Source organism: Thiohalocapsa sp. (genome assembly GCF_022340605.1).
Classification (GTDB): domain Bacteria; phylum Pseudomonadota; class Gammaproteobacteria; order Chromatiales; family Chromatiaceae; genus Thiohalocapsa.
This window is the reverse complement of record NZ_JAJDNQ010000144.1, coordinates 15,441-34,086: the sequence shown is the minus strand read 5'-3', so window position 1 is coordinate 34,086 and position 18,646 is coordinate 15,441. Positions and strand designations below refer to the sequence as shown.

Genomic DNA, 18,646 nt, shown 5'->3' with positions numbered 1-18,646 from the left:
ACTCCGCACTCCGCACTCCGCACTCCGCACTCCGCACTCCGCACTAAGCACTAAGCACTAAGCACTAAGCACTAAGCACTAAGCACTAAGCACTAAGCACTAAGCACTAAGCACTAAGCACTAAGCACTACGAAACATGCTCGACCCCTACGACAAACGCATCCTCGAGATCCTCCAAACCGACGGCCGCATCAGCAACCAGGAGCTGGCCGACCGCATCGGCCTGTCACCGTCGCCGTGTCTCCGGCGGGTACGGGCGCTGGAGGAGGCCGGCATCATCGAAGGCTACCGGGCGCTGCTGAACGCCAAGGCGCTGGGGCTCAACCTCATCGCCTTCATCAGCATCTCCATGGACCGGCACACGCCGGAGCGCTTCGAGAACTTCGACGCCCAGATCAACGCGATGCCGGAGGTGCTGGAATGCTCGCTGATCACGGGCCGCGACGCCGACTACCAACTCAAGGTCATCGTCCGCGACATGGACGCCTACCAGGACCTGCTGCTCAACAAACTGACCCGCATCGAAGGCGTCAGCGGCGTGCACTCCAGCTTCGTGCTGCGGCAGGTGGTGGAGCGCACGGCGCTGCCGGTCGGCTGAGACCGTGCGGCCGGATTAGTGGAAACGGCGACGCACGCAGAAGCAGCAACGCCGGGTGTTTTCCGGCCGCACGCGCCGCGACATGGATCAATGGCAAAGCGCGACCCGACATCAAGACGCGCGTTCACAGCGATGCACAAGGCTCGCAGGTGACCGTCTAGTCTGGTGCGCGGCGGGGGCATCGACATCATCCGCATGCTGCACTGGCGCATGGACCCACTCCGCTAGTACCCTGTTTCAGCCAATTTTGCAGGCGTCAACCCGGTTGAGGGCGGAGCCGAGGAACCGGGTCGAAGTCTCGGCTCGTGGTCGTGGTCGTGGTCGTAATCGGATACTCGACAACGACAACGACAACGACAACGAAGGCAAAGTCAGGTGAAACGCTGCGCTAGTTCAGTCCCGATGACTGACCCGCACCGCGGCAACACCGGCCGGGGCGTCGTCGACCTGGAGCAGGAAGGTGGCGTAGTCGGGGTTCTTGCGGCTGGGGCTGAAATGGATCAAGGGCGCGGCGCGCTGGGCGAGCACCCCACCGTCGGCCCCCAGCAGTTCCACTTGCACGTGGCCGCCGATGTGTCCGCGGCGGTCGTAGCGCTTCTCGATGCGGCCTGACACCTCAAGGGCGCCATTGTCGCGACTGGCTTGGATGCCGGCGGGGGTCAGGTGACTGTTGGGCTCGACGAGGATATTCAGGGCGCCGGCCGGGGCGCCTACCGGGGCAGGCTTGGCGGCGGCAACGGCACCAATGGGCGCGGCGACGATGAGGATCAGCAACAGCAAGCGGGTGGTTCGGGTGAGCTTCATGTCCGGCTCTTGCAAGACGTTTTGACTTGAAGCTCAGGCTACGGGGGCATCCTGAAACCGGGCTGAACGCGGGCGACAAGGGCGCCGCGGCGAAGCGGCGGATGCGGTTGGAGACCCCGGACAAGTATTCGGTGTAGGTCGGGTCAGCGCAGCGTAACCCGACGGTGGGCGTCGGTAAGCCGTTGATTGTCGGGTTACGCTATCGCTAACCCGACCTACGATCCGCTCGATTTCGGGGTTGCGACCAAAATACTTGCCCAATCTCTTCGCTTTCCCGCCCTACGCGCTCCTACGACGACGGCGCTCCGACGGCGGCTCGGAATCGCGGCGGGGACGCCGCTCCCACGGCGGCCAGATTGGCCCCTGTCAGTCGAGCCGCCCGGCCGCCAGCACAGGCGTGAGCCACCAGTGCAGGCCGGTGCCGGCGAAGTCGCTTTGCAGGGCGGCGAGCACCCGCTCCGCCACCGGCTGCGGCAGTTGCAACAGGAACAGCACCCGGCGGGTGCGCCCAGCCACCTGCTCGGCGAGGCTCATGGAGTGCTCGGAGGAGCCGTGGCCGGAGATGGGCAGGCTGGAGAAGCCGGGCACGTCGTCGCGCTCCAGCAGCCATTCCACCAGCGCGTCCTCGATGCTGGTGGGTACGATCAGATGCAGCAGGGAGTCGGACATGTTCGTTTCTCAGCCGAAGCGCCGGTACAGGATCGGCAGCAGGATCAGCGTCAGCGCCGTCGAGGACAAGAGCCCACCGATGACGACGATGGCGAGCGGGCGCTGGATCTCGGAGCCCGGGCCGGTGGCGAACAACAGCGGCACCAGGCCGAAGGCGGCGATGTTGGCGGTCATCAGCACCGGGCGCAGCCGCCGCTTTGCGCCTTCCATCACCACCTCGTCGATGGGCCGGCCCAGGGCCTGGAGCTGCTTGAACCAGGTGACCATGACGACGCCGTTCAGCACCGCGATGCCGAGCAGGGCGATGAAGCCCACCGACGCCGGCACCGACAGGTATTCGCCGGTGATGAACAGCCCGACGACGCCGCCGATGAGCGCGAACGGGATGTTGGAGAGCACCAGCAGCGCCTGCCGCACGGAGCCGAAGGTGGAGAACAGCACCAGGAAGATCAGCCCCAGCGCCACCGGCACCACCAGCGCGAGGCGGGCGGCGGCGCGCTGCTGATTCTCGAACTCGCCGCCCCATTCGAGCCAATAGCCGGGGGGCAGGTCCACCTTGTCCGCCACCGCCTGCTTGGCCTCCTCGACGAAGCCCACCAGATCGCGTCCCGAGACATTCGCGATGGCCACCGCCAGCCGGTTGCCCAGCTCCCGCGACAGCGCCACCGGCCCCTCCACCCGCTCCATGTGCACCAGGTTGGTGAGCGGCACCGAGCGGCCATCCGGCGTGGCCACCTGCAGGCCAGTGAAACGCGCGGGGGAGGTGCGTAGCGCCTCGTCGCCGCGAATCACCAGCGGCCGGCGCTTGCCCTCGCGGTAGACGATGCCCACCGGCAGCCCCTCCACCTGCGCGCGCAGCAGCGCCGCGAGCGCGTCGGCGTCGATGCCGAGCCGGCCGGCCTCCATGCGGTCCACCACCAGGTTCAGGTACTGCGCGCCCTCGTTGCGCGGCGTGTAGACGTCCTCGGCGCCGTCGATGCCGGAAAGCACGTCGACGATGTCGGCGCTGACGCGATTGAGCTGGTCCTGGTCGGTGCCGAACACCTTCACGGCCAGGTCGCCGCGCACGCCGGTCAGCATCTCCGAGACGCGCATCTCGATGGGCTGGGTGAAGGCGAAATCGAGCCCCGGGAAGCGCTCCAGCACCGCGCGAATGGCGTCGATGAGCTCGTCCTTGGTCTCGAAGCGCCATTCCTCCCTTGGGGCGAGCATCAGGAAGCTGTCGGTCTGGTTCAGGCCCATGGGGTCCAGGCCCAGCTCGTCGGAGCCGGTGCGGGCGATGACGGCGCGCACCTCCGGCACCGCCGCCATGATGGCCCTCTGCACGCGCTGGTCGATGGCGATGGACTCGGCCAGGTTGATGGACGGCAGCTTCTCCAACTGCACGACGAGATCACCCTCGTCCATGGTGGGCATGAAAGCCTTGCCGATGCGGGTGTAGAGCGCACCCGCGCCCACCAGCATCGCCACCGCGACCGCAACCACCAGCCACTGGTGGCGCAGGCCCCAGCCCAGCACCGGCGTGTAGAGCCGAAGCAGTTGCCGCACCAGCCAGGGCTCGCCGTGGCCCGCCTTGCCAAGCAGGAACGAGGCCAGCGTCGGGATCACGGTCAGCGACAGCAGCAGCGAGCTCGCCAGCGCAAACACGATGGTGAGCGCCACGGGCACGAACAGCTTGCCCTCCAGCCCCTGCAGGGTTAAGAGCGGCAGAAAGACGATGATGATGATCAGAATGCCGGAGGCCACCGGCACGGAGACCTCGCGCGTGGCGCGAAAGATCAGGTGCAGCCGCGGCAGCCGGCTGCCGCCATTGCCGTTACCGGCATGACCACCGTTGGCACCACCGTCGCCACTCCCGTCGCCGGCATGCCGGGACAACTGACTGACGATGTTCTCCACCACCACCACGGCCGCGTCCACCAGCATGCCGATGGCGATGGCCAGGCCACCCAGGGACATCAGGTTCGCCGACAGCCCGAACTGGCGCATCAGAATGAACGTGGACAGCGCCGCCAGCGGCAGAATCAGCGCCACCGTGAGCGCGGCGCGCAGGTCGCCGAGGAAGAGCACCAGCAGCACCAGCACCAGCACCGTCGCCTCCACCAGCGCCTTGCTCACCGTGTGCACGGCCTTGTCCACCAGCACGCCGCGGTCGTAGAAGACCTGGACCTTCACGCCGTCCGGCAGGCTGGGCGAGAGCTCATCGAGCTTCGCCTTCACGCCCTCGACCACGGCCCGCGCGTTGGCCCCGCGCAGCCCCAGCACCAGGCCCTCCACGGTCTCGCCCTTGCCGTCGCGGGTCACGGCGCCGTAGCGGGTCAGCGCGGCGCGGCGCACCTCGGCGATGTTGGCGACCCGCACCGGCTGCTTGGGGCTGCCGCCGACGACGATGTCGGCGAGGTCTTGCAGCGTGGTGATGGCGCCTTGACTGCGCACCAGCAGCGCCTCCTCGCCCTCGTCCAGGCGCCCGGCGCCGTCGTTGCGATTGCTGCGCTCGATGGCGTCGCGCAGGTCGGCCAGCCGCACGCCGAAGGCGGCCATGCGCGCGTGGTCGGGCACCACCTCGAAGGTGGTCACGTAGCCGCCCAAGGCGTTCACGTCCGCCACGCCGGGCACCGAGCGCAGCGCCGGGCGAATGGTCCAGTCCAGCAGGTCGCGCTTCTCGGCCAGGGTCAGGTCGCCGCCCTCGATGCGGAACATCAGCATCTCGCCGAGCGGCGTGGTCATGGGCGCGATGCCCCCGGAGACGCCGTCCGGCAGGTCCGACCAGACCGCGTTCAGCCGCTCGGCCACCTGCTGGCGCGCCCAGTAGATGTCGGTGCCTTCCTGGAAGTCGACGGTGATGTCCGTCAGCGCGTACTTGGCGACGGAGCGCAGCATGGTCTGGCGCGGAATGCCGAGCATCTCCACCTCGACGAGCGCGGTGATGCGCGATTCCACCTCTTCGGGCGTCATGCCCGGCGCCTTGATGATGACCTTCACCTGGGTCGTGGAGACGTCCGGGAAGGCGTCGATGGGCGTGTGCTGGAAGGCGCGCCAGCCACCGCCGACGAGCAGCAGGATGGCCAGCAGCATCAGCAGCCGCTGGGTGAGCGCGAACTGGATCAGCCGGGCGAGCATCAGGCGCCGTCCCCGGCGAGCCAGGCCGCCTTCAGCGCCGCGACGCCGCCCACTGCGACGCGGTCGGACGCAGTGAACGGTCCGCGCACCACGGTGCTCTGGTCTTCTTCGGCCACCACGGTGACGGGCACGGCGCGGAAGCCGCCTTCCACTTGCAGGAAGCAATAGGTCGCGCCGGCCTGGCGCACCACGGCGGCGCTCGGCAGCCGCCAGGAGCCGGAACCCGCGCCGTCCGCGGCCCCGGGCTCCGCCCCGGTGCTGAGCTGCACCACGGTGAACTGCCCCGGACGCAGCGCATCGGCGCCGTCGGTGATCTCGGCGCGCACCAGCACGCCCTGGTCTTCGGGGTGCACCAGGCGGCCGACGGTGATGATGCGCCCGTCGACCCCGAGCTCAGGCAGGCGCACCAGACCGCCCGCCTCGACGCCCGCGAGCGCATCAACGGGCACGTGCGCCTCCACCCACAACGGCGCCAGCTCGCCAATGCGGTACAGCGGCGCCGAGGCGGCCACGGACTGGCCCGTGTCCACCATCTGCTCCAGCACCACGCCACCGATGGGCGTGCGCACCGCGAGCGTGCTGCTCAGCCGGTGGCTCTTCGCCAGTTCGTCGATGGCCGCGGGCCGCAGCCCTGCCAGCACCAGGCGCTGACGGCGCTGGTCCGCCAGGGTCGCCAGCTCCCGCTGCCGGGACTGCGCCTCGATGAGGCGGCGCTCGGCCGTGATGCCCTCGCTGTGCAGCATGCGCTCGCGCTGGAGCTCGCTGTCGGCCAGCTCCAGCCGCGTCACCGCCTCCAGGTAGTTGCTCTGCGCCTCCACCAACTCGGGGCTCGCGAGCCGCGCGAGCACCTGGTCCGGGGCGACGCGCTCACCCTCGGCCACCAGCAGGGTCTCGACGACGCCGGCCTGCGGCGCCGCCACCACGCGTAGCTGGCGGTTCGGCACGGCCACCTGGCCCGGATAGCGGCGGCTCAGCGACGCCCGCGCGGGCACCGGTGCCGCCACCTCGATGCCGAAGGCGTGCTGCTCCTCGGTGTTGAGGGGGATCAGGGGCTGCGCGCGCTCCTGCGGCTGCGCTTGTGCAGGCGCCTGCATCAGCGCCAACGCCAAGACAGGCAGCAGCCCGATGCGGCCGACTGCGCGCCGGCCGTGCCCACGCCCCGCGCGGGCGGCAGCGGCCGCGGGCGCGTTTGGGCAGGGCTGAATCGTTCCGGACCAAATCATTCCGGTATCACTCCAAGTGCTTGATTGAGACGGGACAGCGCCCGGTCCTGCTCCAGCTCGCGCAACGCGAGGTTCAGGTGGGCCTCGCGGGCGCGCTCCTCGGCGCGCAGCAGGGCGGCGAGGTCGCCTTCGCCCAGATCGAAGGCGCGCCGGGCCAGTTGCAGCGCGGCGTCGGTGACCTTGGTGCGCTCGCGGGCGCTGGCGAGCTGCTGTGACGCACCCGCCACCGCGACACGAGCCGTGGCCACGTCCTTGGCCACCGTCTGGCGGGCCTGCTGGAGCTCGGCGAGCTGCGCGGTGTAGTCGCGCTCTGCCCGCGCCATGTCGGGCGCGGTGGCGCGCTTGAGGCCGAACGGCAGGATCACCTCCATCTGCAGAGCGTCGTCGTCCGGTGAATAGCGGTCGGCGCGCGCACGCTTGGCACCGAAGCTCAGGATGGGATTGCCGCGCCGGTCGGCGCTCACCCGCGAGCGCTCCGAGCGTGCCGTCGCCACCGCCTGCTCCAGGCTCGCCAGCAGCGGGTGGCCGGGCGGTACCGGCGAGTCGCTCGCCGCTGTCGGCGCAAGCGACGGCGCGGGCTCGGTGAGCGGGTCCGGCAGTTGCTGCTGGCCAGTGAGGCTGCGGTAGGCGGCCATGGCCTCGGCATGGGCGGCGAGGGCGGCGTCCAGGTCGCTCTGGCTGGCCAGGGTCTCCTGGCGGGCCAGCAGCAGGTCGAGCTGTGCCAGCTCACCGGCGCCCTTGCGCTTGCCCACGGCCGCCTCCAGCGCCTTGGCACTGGCCAGCGCGCCCTCCGCCTGCCGCAGCCGGCCTTCCGCCAGTGCCGCGTCCCAGACCGCCTCGCGCACCAGGCCGGTCATCTCCCACCGCAGCCGCTGCATGAGGGCGTCGGCGGCGGCGTCGGTGCTGTCGGCCAGGTCCAGCCGCGCGCTGCGCTGGCCCGGCAGCAACAGCGGCAGATCCACCATGCCCTCCAGCTCGTAGGTGCCCTGGTTGCCGGTGGCGCGGTCCGAGAGGACCTTGAGGCGCAGCGCCGGGTTGTCGGCGAGCAGGCCGTGGGCCTTCTCGCGCAGCGCGCTGCCGACCGCGCGCTCCGCCGCCAACCGCTGGCCCTGGCCGGCGAGCGCGAGCGCCGAGCTCACCGCCTCACCGAGGGTCGCGGCCGCGGCCTGCTGCCAGGCGCCGGCGGCGATTAGCGCCGTCAGCAGCAGCGAGGCCGCCGCAGGCGGCTTGCGCCAGGGGCGGCGCGGTGCCTGGGCCTGACCCTGGGCCTGGCGTGGCACGCGTCGCGGTTCATTGCGGGTTTCCATGGGGCTGTATCGCGGGGCGAGACTCAATCTTCGTCCTCGGCCACCAGGGTGCCGTCGTCGGCGGCTGCCTCGTCGGCGGCCGGGGCCTGCGCCGCGGCGGCCGACATGGTCGCGGACAGCGCCAGCGCCGAGGGAATCGGTGCCTGGATGTGCATCAGAAGTCTTCCTCTGAGTTTGGCTCGACGTGGTCGAGCGGACACGGGGCGCGGCGGGCGCGATCACCCACTGCCGCTCTAGGACTTGACGCACAGGCTAGGGGTGCTTGCTGAAACGGAGCTGAAAGGGAACGGGTGCTCCGACCAGCGCCGAGGGAGAGGGGTGGCGGATTCGAGCGGGCGCAAGGCTAGTGCACCAGTCCACAAGTCCCGAGACCGTCTCAGGTCGTGGTCGTGGTCGTGGTCGTGGTCGTAATTGGATACTCGACAACGACAACGACAACGACAACGAAAGCAAAGTTGGGAGAAACGCTCCACTAGTGCTTCGGCACCCTGGAAACTGGGCACGAATCCGTCACGGGTCGAGCTGAGAGACAAAGCCCGACAGGGTGCGCAACGTAACCGCCTAATTGTTAGGCATCCTTCGTCGGCCCGACTACGATCCGCTTGGCCTGCGGTGGATGCGCTTCGCTTCATCCACTACTTCCGCGACGTTTCAGTCGTTCTTGAACCGTTCCTAGGTGCCCCGACTCTCCGTCAGCGGCAGCTCCACCTGTGCCAGAAAACCGCCCAGGTCCGCGGAACGGCCGAGCGTGATGCCGCCGCCGTAGGACTCGGCGATCTCGCGCGCGATGGCGAGCCCGAGGCCATGACCGTCCACCTGCTCGTCCAGGCGCTCGCCGCGACGGGCGATGCGCTCCAGCTCCGCCGGGTCGCAGCCGGGTCCGTCATCCTCCACCACCATGCGTACGGCGCCGGCGCCACCCGGCGCCGGCATCAGGGTGCAACGGACGCGCCGCTCGGCCCACTTGCAGGCGTTGTCCAGCAGGGTGCCGAGGATCTCCAGCAGGTCCTCACGGTCGGCGGCGATCGGACCGGCGAGCTGGTTGCGGCAGTCGATGTCGAGGGACTTGCCGCGGTACAGCGTGAGCAACAGGCGGCGCAGGTCCGGCACCTCTTCGGCAGGGTCGAATACCGAGCCCGCCTTGGCGCGGCCGGCGATGCGCGCGCGCTTGAGCTCGCGCTCCACCAGCTCGCGAATGCGCTCCACCTGACTGGCGCAGACCTCGCGCGCGCCGAGCTCTTGTGACGCCAACTGGAACAGCGTGCCGGCCTGACCGTCGGCCGCGGCCGGCGCACGCAACTGCTGGCGCATGATGTTGAGCGGCCCCTTCAGCGCGTGCGCCAGGTTGCCGGCGGCGTTGCGCGAGCGCGTCAGCCGCTGCTCGTAGACGGCGAGCAGGCCGTTCAGCTTGCGCACCAGGGGCAGAATCTCGGCTGGCACACGCTCGGTGAGGCGACTGGTGGCGCCGCGCTCCAGCGCGTCGATGTCCTGATAGACGGGTCGCAACCGGCGGAAGGACCAGCGCAGGATGAGCCGCTGCATCACGAGCATCATCGCCAGTCCGACCACGGCGAGGATCGCGAACAGCCGCTCGAAGCCCTGCAGGGTGCCGAGCAACGGGGTCATATCCTCGGCAATGGCGACAGTGACGGTATGCTGCCCCACCTGGTAGCCCGCGGCGCGAACCAGCAGCGGCTGGCCGCTGGGGCCGCGGGTGTGCCAGGTGCGCACCTTGCCGACGGCCAGCGCAGGCACGTCGAGATCCTGATCCCACAGGGAGCGGGAGCGCGCCACCTCCCCATCGGTCAGCACCTTGTAATAGTGCCCCGAGAAGGGCTGGCGATAGATGGGCAGCAGGTGCCGGGCGGCGCCGTCGATCTCACCCGCGTGCTCCATCCGCCCCAGCAGTGCCTGGGCGTCGTGCTCCAAGCGCGAGAGCACATAGGCGTCAGTGCTGCTGTGCAGGGCGCTGTGGCCGAGCAGCCAGGCGGCGCCGATCAGCAGCGCCAGGCTCAGCCCCAGGCCCAGGATGAGCCGGTTCTCCAGGGAGTCCATGGGCGTGAAGGCCCAACGGCGCCGGCGCGCGGGCGCCGCGTCGCGCTCGGCGGCACGGCCGGAATGGATGGCGCCCTGCTGGGCGAGGCCAGCATCAGGGACTCGATGGGAAGACATAGCCTTGCCCACGCTGGGTGCGCAAATGGTGTTGGCCGATCTTACCGCGCAGCCGGCGCACATAGACCTCGATGAGGTTGCTGCCGTGCTCGGCGTGCTGATCGTAGACCAGCTCGGTCAGACGCTCCTTGGACAGGACCTTGTCCGGGTTGCGCATGAAGACGCGCAGCAGCCGGAACTCGGTGCCCGTCAGGTTGTGCTCCGCGCCGTCCGGCAACAGCACGCACTGGCGGGCCTCGTCCAGCTCCAGGCCGGCGACCCGCAGGGTCGGACTCGCCTGGCCGGCGCTGCGGCGGGTCAGAGCCTGCAGCCGCGCCAGCAGCTCCTGCACGTGGAAGGGCTTGCCGAGGTAGTCGTCGGCACCGGCGCGCAGCCCGTCCACCCGCTCGTGCCAGGCGTCCCGGGCGGTGAGGATCAACACGGGGGTGTGGACGCCAGCGGCACGCCACTCGGCGAGCACCTGGAGACCCGGCTTGCCGGGCAGGCCAAGGTCCAGCACGACAACGTCATAGGGCTCTTCGGTGCCGAGGAAGGCGCCGTCGGTGCCGTCCTTGGCCCAGTCCACGGCATAGCCCGCGGCGGCGAGGTCCTGGCGCAGGCCGCGGGCGAGCTCGGCGTCGTCTTCAATCAACAGCAAGCGCATCGCAAAGGGGTCAGTCGTCGTCCGGCTCCTGCTCGATCACCTCTCCGGTGGCGGCGTCGAGTTCCATCTCCCAGAGCCGCCCTTGGGCGTCCAGCAGTTTCACTTCATAGACATAGGTACCATGATCCCCTTCCTGGCGCAGTCCCAGCTCGATCAGCGTGCCATCGCGCGCCTGCCTGACCCGCGCCAGGATCTGCTCCAGCGGCAGGATGTCGCCATGCTGTACCAGTTGCCGGGCGCGCTCGGCGTCCTGGTCCGCGTCGGCTGCCAGCGCACACAGAAGTAGCATCGCGGCGGCTGGCGGGGCAAGGAGCGCACGCAGTGCCCTGGCAGCGGGCAGCCGGAGTTCGGGACCTGACGAGCGCAACGCCTGGCTCCGCTAGGGTGTTCTGCATTCCAGAATATACGCCCGAGCGCAAAATTTGGGTGTGCCCGCGCTTGCTCGGCGCGCCACCTTGCGCGAGCGGCCGAAGCCCCGGAAGAAGAACTGGGAGAAAAACCAGGGGGCCGCCCGCACCGGCCACTATGCCGACGCTGGCCGGCCGCCCATCGCTCCGCGCCGTTGCTGCGCCACGAGCCCACCCAGCCCCATCATCAGCAGGGCCACCGCCGGCTGCTCCGACGGCTCACGCACCAACTCCGCCGCCAACATACCAAGCTCCGCATGGCCGGTGCGGGTCGGGTGCACACTGTCCCAGAAGAGATAATCGTCGGGGTCCGGAACCACGGTGGTGCCTTCCAGGGCGCTGCCCGTGACGTTGGTGAAACCGTAGGCGCCAGGATTGGCCAGCACGTCCTCGAAGATCGCGTACACGTCGAAGTAGTAGAACTCGACGTCTGGATAAGCTGCCTCCAGCGCGGCGACTTCCGCCCGATAGGCCGTGTCGAAGCCGGTCGAGAAGGCTTCCGCCAGGGACGCGAGCGCTGGGTTGATGGTGGTGAACTCGGGCGTCCGGTCCAATGGCGGCAGATTCGCCAGCAGGAATGACCGGGCGCCGAGGCCGATCAGCTTCTCGACACGGTCCGCCAGATTGCTAGCCGAGGTGCTGGGATCGGCCGTCGTCGGCGCGTCCAAGAAGTCGTTGGCACCGCCCCAGACGACCACCAGGGCGTCCTCGATCCTGCTCGTGATGGTCGGATCGGTGGCGATCTCGTCCACCTGCCAGGCCATACCGATCTCACCGGTCTCGCCGGTCTCGCCGAGCTCTGTGGTCTTGTAGCCCGTGGTCGCTCCGCCTTGCGCCCAATTGGTCTTGTCGCGGGGGGCGGGCCCAAACACGGCGTTTGGCGCGGGCAGCCCCAGTGCGTCGGCCAAGACCTCTACCCAGACCGGCCCATTGGAGTAGCGCCCGGCGTCATACGGCGGCGACGGGGGGTAGGTGTCGCCGCTGCGGGCATAGATGTTGCCGGTGTCGGACAGGCTGTCGCCGATCACGACCAGCTCGTTGAAGGAGCCGGCATTGCCCGGTGCGGCGGCGACCACCAGCGCCGCAAACACCAGGGCGGAAATGATCCAGGAACCTGACGCTCTGCTCACGTGCTGATCTCCCGAAAAAAGGCCGAAAAACGGCAAGACGCAAAGGTGGCGGGACGCCAGCGCGATGGTGCATCGTGGCGCTGTCCCGCCGTCGGAGACCGCGTCCATGGCCGGGACATCGCCGGGATATTCGGCATTTGCCGAGGCCGACAGCGGCTGCATTGGCTCGCACGGCGCGCCCCCATCGCCCGCGGATGCGCCCCCAGGTGCAGACTCATTCGAGATCCAGTCCGGCAATGCTGTCAGGCAATTCCCTACCCCAGTCCCTGTTGTACAGCCCCTCCGCCACCGCCGACCGGAAGGTGCCATAGGGCCATTCAATGGGCCTTTGACACAGACCATGCCTGACGGGGTTGTAGTGGATGTAGTCCATGTATCGTCGCCACTCCTGCTCGCTCTCGACCAGGCGTTCCCCGAATCCACGCTGCCAGACCCCAGAGTCGCCCTCGGCCTGCGACGGGGTGGTCGTGGCGACGTGCATCAGCTGCGCGGAAAACAACCGCTTGATGTGCGTCCAGCGGCCCGAGACGTCCGAGTCGCCAGGCGGCAGACGCCAGAGGGTGTGCAGATGATCGGGCAGGATGACGAGGGCATCCATCTGTGCTGGCCGCTGTTCCAACGCATGGCTGAAGGCACTCCGCAGGTTGAGGATGTGATCGATCAGCAATGGCCGTCTCTCGTAGGTGACGACTGTGAAAAAGTAGCAGCCGCCCGGCTCGTAGGCGCGGCGATAGGCAATCATTGGCGTAGCCTGCTCTCCTGCAAGACGGGCGCGCTTGACATTGCCCGTATTATGTCACCTGAGACTGATCCACGCTGGCGAGATCCCGTGTCTCGCAAGACCAACATGGATGACGAAGCCGGCGCCCAAGCGTACCAACACTCACTGCGTATCGACACGCCCAGGCATTGCTTGGTCCGAACCGGACAGCGGCTCGAAGACCCGCCTTGCCGAGCGCGCTCCGTTCGGGCTCGAGTGAAGCCTGTCCTGATATGCAACGACGCCGTCGCGGGGAAAATAGCAGCGTTCATTGTCGCTGAGTAGCCGCTGCGACCCGATTACGCCGACGAATCCACAACCATGATCCTATCGAGGAACCCGAGCACTCCCTAAAGCTCGATCGAGACTCCGCGACGGGACGAGCCAATTCGCCGACGATACGACCGCCCCCCATGGCCCGACTTGGGCCGCCATCGCCCAAATGATCGCGCCGGAACGAGGTCGCCGAATTCCGCTGCCCGAAGGACACCGGGCGACCGCTGGCCGGGGGAAAGCCCAGCAGCCGACTGGCAGAACGGCAGGCATGGTCAATACCCGGATGATCTGCACGTACTCTCAGGCCGACGAGCGGAGTAGGGTCGCGTAGACAGCGGCACGTGGTCTCTCCACGCAGCCATCGTAATTGCGGCCACCGCCTTTCTTTTGTGGGAGCGGCGTCCTCGCCTCTTTTGTGGGAGCGGCGTCCTCGCCGCGACTGGACGCCCGTCACGGCGAGGACCGCGCTCCCGCAGGCTGGACGGAGTTATGATTGAGGTTCGCGGCAAGGGCCGATTGCGCAAGCGAGAGAAACCGCGTTGGACACAGCATCGGGCCAGCCAGCAGCAAACAGCTTGGCAGAATGCGGCGGGCGTGGTGTTATTGGGAAGCGCCGATTATTGGCGTCTCCCGCCGCGCCAAATGCCCGACCATTCTCAGTGCCGTCAAGGCACTGAAAAATGAAGGAACTCGGCACCCGCCCAATGCTGAGCAGGTTAGCCCTCGGTGCCGGCCTGGGCGCCAATTGCGAACAGTGGGCGCCCAACTAACAATCGGCGTGCCCATCGGTAAACGCTGATTCATCAGCGTTGACCTCGGCAGACAGGCCATCCGCCGGATCGGTCAGGGCCAGATGCCCCGCTGCTCCACGACAAGCGCGAGCCGCTCCAGCGCCTCCACCAGCGCCGCGGTACGCAGATCCGTGCACACGGCACCGCCGGCGTCCGCACAATCGGCGGAAAAGGCGCGCCAGCGGCTTACGACACGGTCGGTGGCGCCGTTGATGCGCGCCAGCAGACGGCCGTTGATGGACTCCAGCGGCCAGCTGTGGTGCTCGATGTTCTGCACCCACTCGTAGTAGCTCACGGTGACGCCGCCCGCATTGGCGAGGATGTCCGGCAATACCCGAATGCCCTTCGCGGCGAGAATGTCATCTGCCTCCGGCGTGATCGGCCGGTTGGCGCCCTCGACGATCAGCCTCGCCTGCACGCGGCCGGCGTTGCCGGCATGGATCTGCCCGCCCAGGGCGGCGGGAATCAGCACGTCGCAGGGCAGGGCCAGCAGGTCGTCGTTGGTGATGGTGCGACTGCCGCGCAGGCCGACGACGCTGCCGGACTCGGCCTTCTGCGCGAGGACCGCGTCCAGATCGAGGGCATCGCCGTTCTCGGCCAGCACACCGCCGCGGGAGTCGCTGACGGCGATGACGTGGGCACCGCGCTCGATCAGCAAGCGGGCGGCGACGCGGCCCACCTCGCCGAAGCCCTGGATGGCGACGCGGGCGCCGTCGACGCCTTCCAGCCCCTGCACCACACCCAACGCAAGCGCGCGCTCCAGCGCGAAGACGCAGCCGCGGCCGGTGGCCTCGTTGCGCCCCTCCGAGCCGCCGAGCTCCAGCGGCTTGCCGGTGACCACCGGCAGGTTGTTCTCGCCGGGGTGCATGTTGTCGTAGGTGTCGTACACCCAGGCCATGGTCTGGGCGCTGGTGTACATGTCCGGCGCCGGGATGTCCGTATAGGGGCCGATGTTGTCGCCGAGCCCGGCGATGAAGCGCCGCGTGATGCGCCTCAGCTCGCGCTGGCTCAGGCCCTTGGTGTCGCAGGTAACGCCGCCCTTGGCACCACCGAAGGGGATGCGCACCAACGCGCACTTCCAGGTCATCAGGGCCGCCAGGGCGGAGACCTCATCCAGCGACACCTCAGGGTGGAAGCGGATGCCGCCCTTGCCGGGGCCGAGCAGGTCGTTGTGCAGTACCCGGTAGCCGACGAAGTTCTCCACGCGGCCATCGTCCATCTCCACCGGCAGGTTGACGGTGATGGTGCGCTGCGGCAGCCGCAGGAAGTCCACCAGCCCCGGCTCCAGGTGGTTGAAGTGGCGCCGGGCGCGGGCGAACTGCTCGCGGATGATGCGGACCGGGGCGAGCTCCTCGGCGCCCCCGAACGGCCGCACGTGCTCGTCCATGGTACCGCTCACGCCGCGGTCGCCGGTGGCACGGGCTCCATGCGCCAGATGTCGTTGTTGTACTCGGCGATGGTGCGGTCCGACGAGAAGAAGCCGCTGTGGGCGCTGTTCAGGATGCTCATGCGCAGCCAGCGCTCGCGATCGCGGTAGGCCTCGGCCGCCAGCAACTGGGCGCAGCGGTAGCTGTCGAAGTCCGCCGCCGTGAGCCAGGGATCGTGCGGGCTGCGGATGCCGTGGACGATGGGATCGAAGATGCCCTGCTCGAACTGGCTGAAATGCCCGGACTCCAGGAGGCCGATCACCTCCGCGAGCGCCGAATCGCGGGCAATGATGCCGTTCGGGTCGTAGTGGCCGCGCAGGCGTTGCACTTCCTCCGCCGTGTGACCGAACAGGAAGAAGTTCTCGTCGCCCACCTGGTCGCGGATCTCGATGTTGGCGCCGTCCAGGGTGCCGATGGTGACCGCGCCGTTCATCATGAACTTCATGTTGCCGGTGCCCGACGCCTCCTTGCCGGCGGTGGAGATCTGCTCCGACAGATCCGTTCCCGGTGCCAGCACCTCCATCACCGATACCCGGTAGTCCGGGATGAAGACCATGCGCAGCCACTCGCTCACCTCCGGATCGGCGTTGACGACCTTGGCCACGTTGTTGATGAGCTTGATGATGAGCTTGGCCATCTCGTAGCCCGGAGCCGCCTTGCCGCCGATGAGCACGCAGCGCGGCGCGCCGATGTCGAGGTCGCCGCGCTTGATGCGGGTGTAGAGATGGATCACGTGCAGCACGTTCAGGAGCTGGCGCTTGTACTCGTGGATGCGCTTCACCTGCACGTCGAACATGAACTCCAACGGGAACTCCACCTGGCAGGTGCCGGCCACCAACTTGGCGAGCCGCTCCTTGTTGGCGCGCTTGATGCTGTCCCAGCGCTCACGGAAGGCGGCATCGTCGGCCTTCGGCGCCAGCGCCTCGAGGCGCGCGAGGTCGTGCACCCACTGCTTGCCGATGGTCTCGTCGAGCAGTTCCCGGAGCCCCGGGTTGCACATGGCAAGCCACCGGCGCGGCGTAACCCCATTGGTCTTGTTGTTGAACTTTTGCGGCCAGAGCTCGTACCAGTCGCGAAACAGTCCCTGCTTCAGCAGCTCCGAGTGCAGCGCGGCGACGCCGTTGACGGAGAAGCTGCCGACGATGGCGAGATAGGCCATCCGCACCTGCGGGTCGTACCCTTCCTCGATCAGCGACATGCGCCGCTGGCGCTCCATGTCGCCGGGCCAGCGGGCGGCCACCTGGGAAAGGAACCTGGCGTTGATCTCGTAGATGATCTCCAGCACCCGCGGCAGGAGCTGTTGGAACAGCCTGACCGGCCAGCGCTCCAGCGCCTCCGGCAGCAGGGTGTGGTTGGTGTAGGCCATGGTGCGGGTGGTGATCCCCCAGGCGACGTCCCAGTCCAGATGCTGCTCGTCCACGAGCTGGCGCATCAGCTCAGGCACCGACACGGCGGGATGCGTGTCATTCAGCTGGAAGCAGTTCTTGTCGGCGAACTCGGTGAAGTCGCGCCCGTGCAGGCGGATCCACTCGCGCATCACGTCTTTGATGCTGGCGCAGGCGAGGAAGAACTGCTGGCGCAGCCGGAGCTCCTTGCCGTTCTCGCTGGCGTCATTCGGGTAGAGCACCATGGTGATGTGCTCGGCGTCGTTCTTGGCGGCGACGGACTCCGGATAGCTGCCGGCGTTGAACTCGCCGAGGTCGAACTCGTCCGTGGCCGCCGCCGACCATAGCCGCAGCGTGTTGATCGTGTCGTTCTTGTAGCCCGGGATCGGGATGTCGTAGGGCACCGCCAGCACGTCGTGGGTGCCGACCCAGCGCCGGTGCTCGCGGTCAGACTCGTCCTTGTACACGTCGACGTGGCCGAAGAAGGGGATGCGCTGGGTGTATTCCGGGCGCTCCAGCTCCCAGGGGTTGCCGTCGCGCAGCCAGTGGTCCGGCTCCTCCACCTGGCGGCCGTTCTCGATGAGCTGGCGGAACATGCCGTACTCGTACCTGAGGCCGTAGCCCTTCACCGGCAGCTGCAGCGTCGCGCAGCTATCGAGGAAGCAGGCGGCGAGCCGGCCCAGACCGCCGTTGCCGAGGCCCGCGTCCATCTCCGCGGCCTCCAGTTCCTCGTACATCAAGCCCAGCTCGTACAGCGCCTTGCGGGCGGCATCGTCGACGCCGAGGTTGAGCAGCGCGTTGGACAGCGAGCGCCCCATCAGGAACTCCAGCGACAGGTAATAGGTGCGCTTGCAGTTGGCCTCGTCGTGGGCAAGGCGCGTGCGCTTCCAGCGCTCCATCAGCCGGTCGCGCAGCGTGATGGCCAGGGCCTTGTAGGGATAGTAGGCGGACTTGCAGTCGCGGTCCCGCCCCAGCGTGTGCGCGTAGTAGCGCTGGAAGTCCAGCGCGATGCCGTCCTTGTCCATCGGCAGTGGGGCGAGGTTGAACAGGGTCTCTTTCGGGGTGCTCTGGCTCAGGTCTTTGAACGGGGACATCAAACGTGTTCCAGGAAAGGGGTCGGAGGAGAACCGTCGCGGGGTCATCGGCGGCACGATAGGGGGCGCCGACGACCGCTCTGCAAGAAAGCCAGCTTGCAAGAAACGATCCGTCGGGGCGCTGCGTCAACGCTAAAGATAACGCGCACCCGCCGCGGCGCGAAGGCATTCGCTGGTCGTGACGCCAGAATTTTTCAAAGGAGACAGACTCGATTAAAAATCTTGCGCCCTGTTGGCGCGAAAACCGGACGCGTAGCGCGCTCCCGGCGCACTCGAACTCCCGGCTTGCGCGTGGATTTCACCCTCGGAGCGCAAAAAGTGGCGGGGCATCCTGCCCCGCGCTGGAAAAGGCCGATCAATCGGCGTCTGGGGGAACTGGGATCGAGACCACCGGCCACGGGCGCGGCCGGCGGCTGGGGCTACCGGCCCATCACTTCTGCTGCGCCAGGAAGGCGATGATGTCGGCGCGAGCGCGGGCGTCGTTGAGGCCGTCGTACTTCATCCTGCCCTTGGGCACCACGCCCTTGGGGTGGGCGATGTAGGCATCGAGGCGGTCAGGTGTCCAGGTGATGTTGCTCGCACGCATGGAGTCGGAGTAGCGCACCTTGGGCATCGTCCCCGCGGCGCGCCCGACGACGCCGAACAGGGACGGCCCCTTCTTGTTCTTGCCTTGCCTGACGCTGTGGCAGTCGGCGCACTCGGCACTGAAGTCCCGCGCACCCTGTTTGGCATCCCCCGCCGCACTGACCGGGCCGCTGGCGGCCAGGGGCAGCAGGATCAGGGCGGTGCAGAACAGTTGGCGCAGGGACGGGTGAAACAAATGGCTCTTGCTCATGTGCG

At 68.3% G+C, this 18,646-nt stretch carries 15 protein-coding genes; 1 reads left to right on the top strand and 14 read right to left on the bottom strand.

Annotated features, from left to right (window positions below; translation table 11 throughout):
- Nucleotides 1-136 precede the first annotated feature (136 nt).
- On the top strand, nucleotides 137-598 hold the full coding sequence (locus LJE69_RS18155) for an Lrp/AsnC family transcriptional regulator (protein ID WP_296927453.1): 462 nt from the start codon (nucleotides 137-139) through the stop codon (nucleotides 596-598).
- Between the two features lie 393 nt (nucleotides 599-991).
- Here the strand turns inward: LJE69_RS18155 and LJE69_RS18150 are convergent, their stop codons facing one another.
- The 14 genes from LJE69_RS18150 to LJE69_RS18085 all read right to left on the bottom strand — a co-directional run bounded on the left by LJE69_RS18150 (nucleotide 992) and on the right by LJE69_RS18085 (nucleotide 18,641).
- Nucleotides 992-1,402, bottom strand: a complete 411-nt coding sequence (locus LJE69_RS18150; protein WP_296927452.1) for a hypothetical protein — start codon at nucleotides 1,400-1,402, stop codon at nucleotides 992-994.
- A gap of 366 nt (nucleotides 1,403-1,768) precedes the next feature.
- Nucleotides 1,769-2,071 (bottom strand): DUF3240 family protein, encoded by a 303-nt coding sequence (locus tag LJE69_RS18145; RefSeq protein WP_296927451.1) that lies wholly within the window; start codon nucleotides 2,069-2,071, stop codon nucleotides 1,769-1,771.
- Between the two features lie 9 nt (nucleotides 2,072-2,080).
- Nucleotides 2,081-5,191, bottom strand: coding sequence for a CusA/CzcA family heavy metal efflux RND transporter (locus LJE69_RS18140; protein WP_296927450.1), 3,111 nt, complete (start codon nucleotides 5,189-5,191; stop codon nucleotides 2,081-2,083).
- Nucleotides 5,191-6,285 carry an efflux RND transporter periplasmic adaptor subunit gene (locus LJE69_RS18135; protein ID WP_296927449.1) on the bottom strand — a complete coding sequence of 365 codons (1,095 nt, stop codon included), beginning with the start codon at nucleotides 6,283-6,285 and terminating at the stop codon, nucleotides 5,191-5,193. Before LJE69_RS18135 ends, LJE69_RS18140 begins: the two co-directional genes overlap by 1 nt.
- Before the next feature lie 125 nt (nucleotides 6,286-6,410).
- Nucleotides 6,411-7,721 carry a TolC family protein gene (locus LJE69_RS18130; protein ID WP_296927447.1) on the bottom strand — a complete coding sequence of 437 codons (1,311 nt, stop codon included), beginning with the start codon at nucleotides 7,719-7,721 and terminating at the stop codon, nucleotides 6,411-6,413.
- A 23-nt stretch (nucleotides 7,722-7,744) separates the two neighbouring features.
- Entirely contained in the window at nucleotides 7,745-7,876 is a 132-nt protein-coding gene (locus LJE69_RS18125; protein ID WP_296927446.1) for a hypothetical protein, read from the bottom strand.
- 517 nt (nucleotides 7,877-8,393) lie between these two features.
- The gene (locus tag LJE69_RS18120; protein WP_296927445.1) at nucleotides 8,394-9,893 is read right to left on the bottom strand and encodes a sensor histidine kinase; all 1,500 of its coding nucleotides are present in this window, start codon (nucleotides 9,891-9,893) and stop codon (nucleotides 8,394-8,396) included.
- Entirely contained in the window at nucleotides 9,871-10,536 is a 666-nt protein-coding gene (locus tag LJE69_RS18115; protein WP_296927444.1) for a response regulator transcription factor, read from the bottom strand. The genes LJE69_RS18120 and LJE69_RS18115 overlap by 23 nt, the downstream gene beginning before the upstream one ends.
- Nucleotides 10,537-10,546: 10 nt before the next feature.
- The gene (locus LJE69_RS18110; protein ID WP_296927443.1) at nucleotides 10,547-10,825 is read right to left on the bottom strand and encodes a PepSY domain-containing protein; all 279 of its coding nucleotides are present in this window, start codon (nucleotides 10,823-10,825) and stop codon (nucleotides 10,547-10,549) included.
- A 234-nt stretch (nucleotides 10,826-11,059) separates the two neighbouring features.
- Nucleotides 11,060-12,073, bottom strand: a complete 1,014-nt coding sequence (locus LJE69_RS18105; protein ID WP_296927442.1) for an SGNH/GDSL hydrolase family protein — start codon at nucleotides 12,071-12,073, stop codon at nucleotides 11,060-11,062.
- Between the two features lie 214 nt (nucleotides 12,074-12,287).
- Entirely contained in the window at nucleotides 12,288-12,815 is a 528-nt protein-coding gene (locus LJE69_RS18100) for a transposase (protein ID WP_296927441.1), read from the bottom strand.
- A gap of 1,137 nt (nucleotides 12,816-13,952) precedes the next feature.
- Nucleotides 13,953-15,299 (bottom strand): Glu/Leu/Phe/Val dehydrogenase, encoded by a 1,347-nt coding sequence (locus LJE69_RS18095; protein WP_296927440.1) that lies wholly within the window; start codon nucleotides 15,297-15,299, stop codon nucleotides 13,953-13,955.
- Nucleotides 15,296-17,806 carry a glycogen/starch/alpha-glucan phosphorylase gene (locus tag LJE69_RS18090; protein ID WP_296927439.1) on the bottom strand — a complete coding sequence of 837 codons (2,511 nt, stop codon included), beginning with the start codon at nucleotides 17,804-17,806 and terminating at the stop codon, nucleotides 15,296-15,298. Before LJE69_RS18090 ends, LJE69_RS18095 begins: the two co-directional genes overlap by 4 nt.
- Nucleotides 17,807-18,236: 430 nt before the next feature.
- The gene (locus LJE69_RS18085) at nucleotides 18,237-18,641 is read right to left on the bottom strand and encodes a c-type cytochrome (protein ID WP_296927438.1); all 405 of its coding nucleotides are present in this window, start codon (nucleotides 18,639-18,641) and stop codon (nucleotides 18,237-18,239) included.
- Nucleotides 18,642-18,646 lie beyond the last annotated feature (5 nt).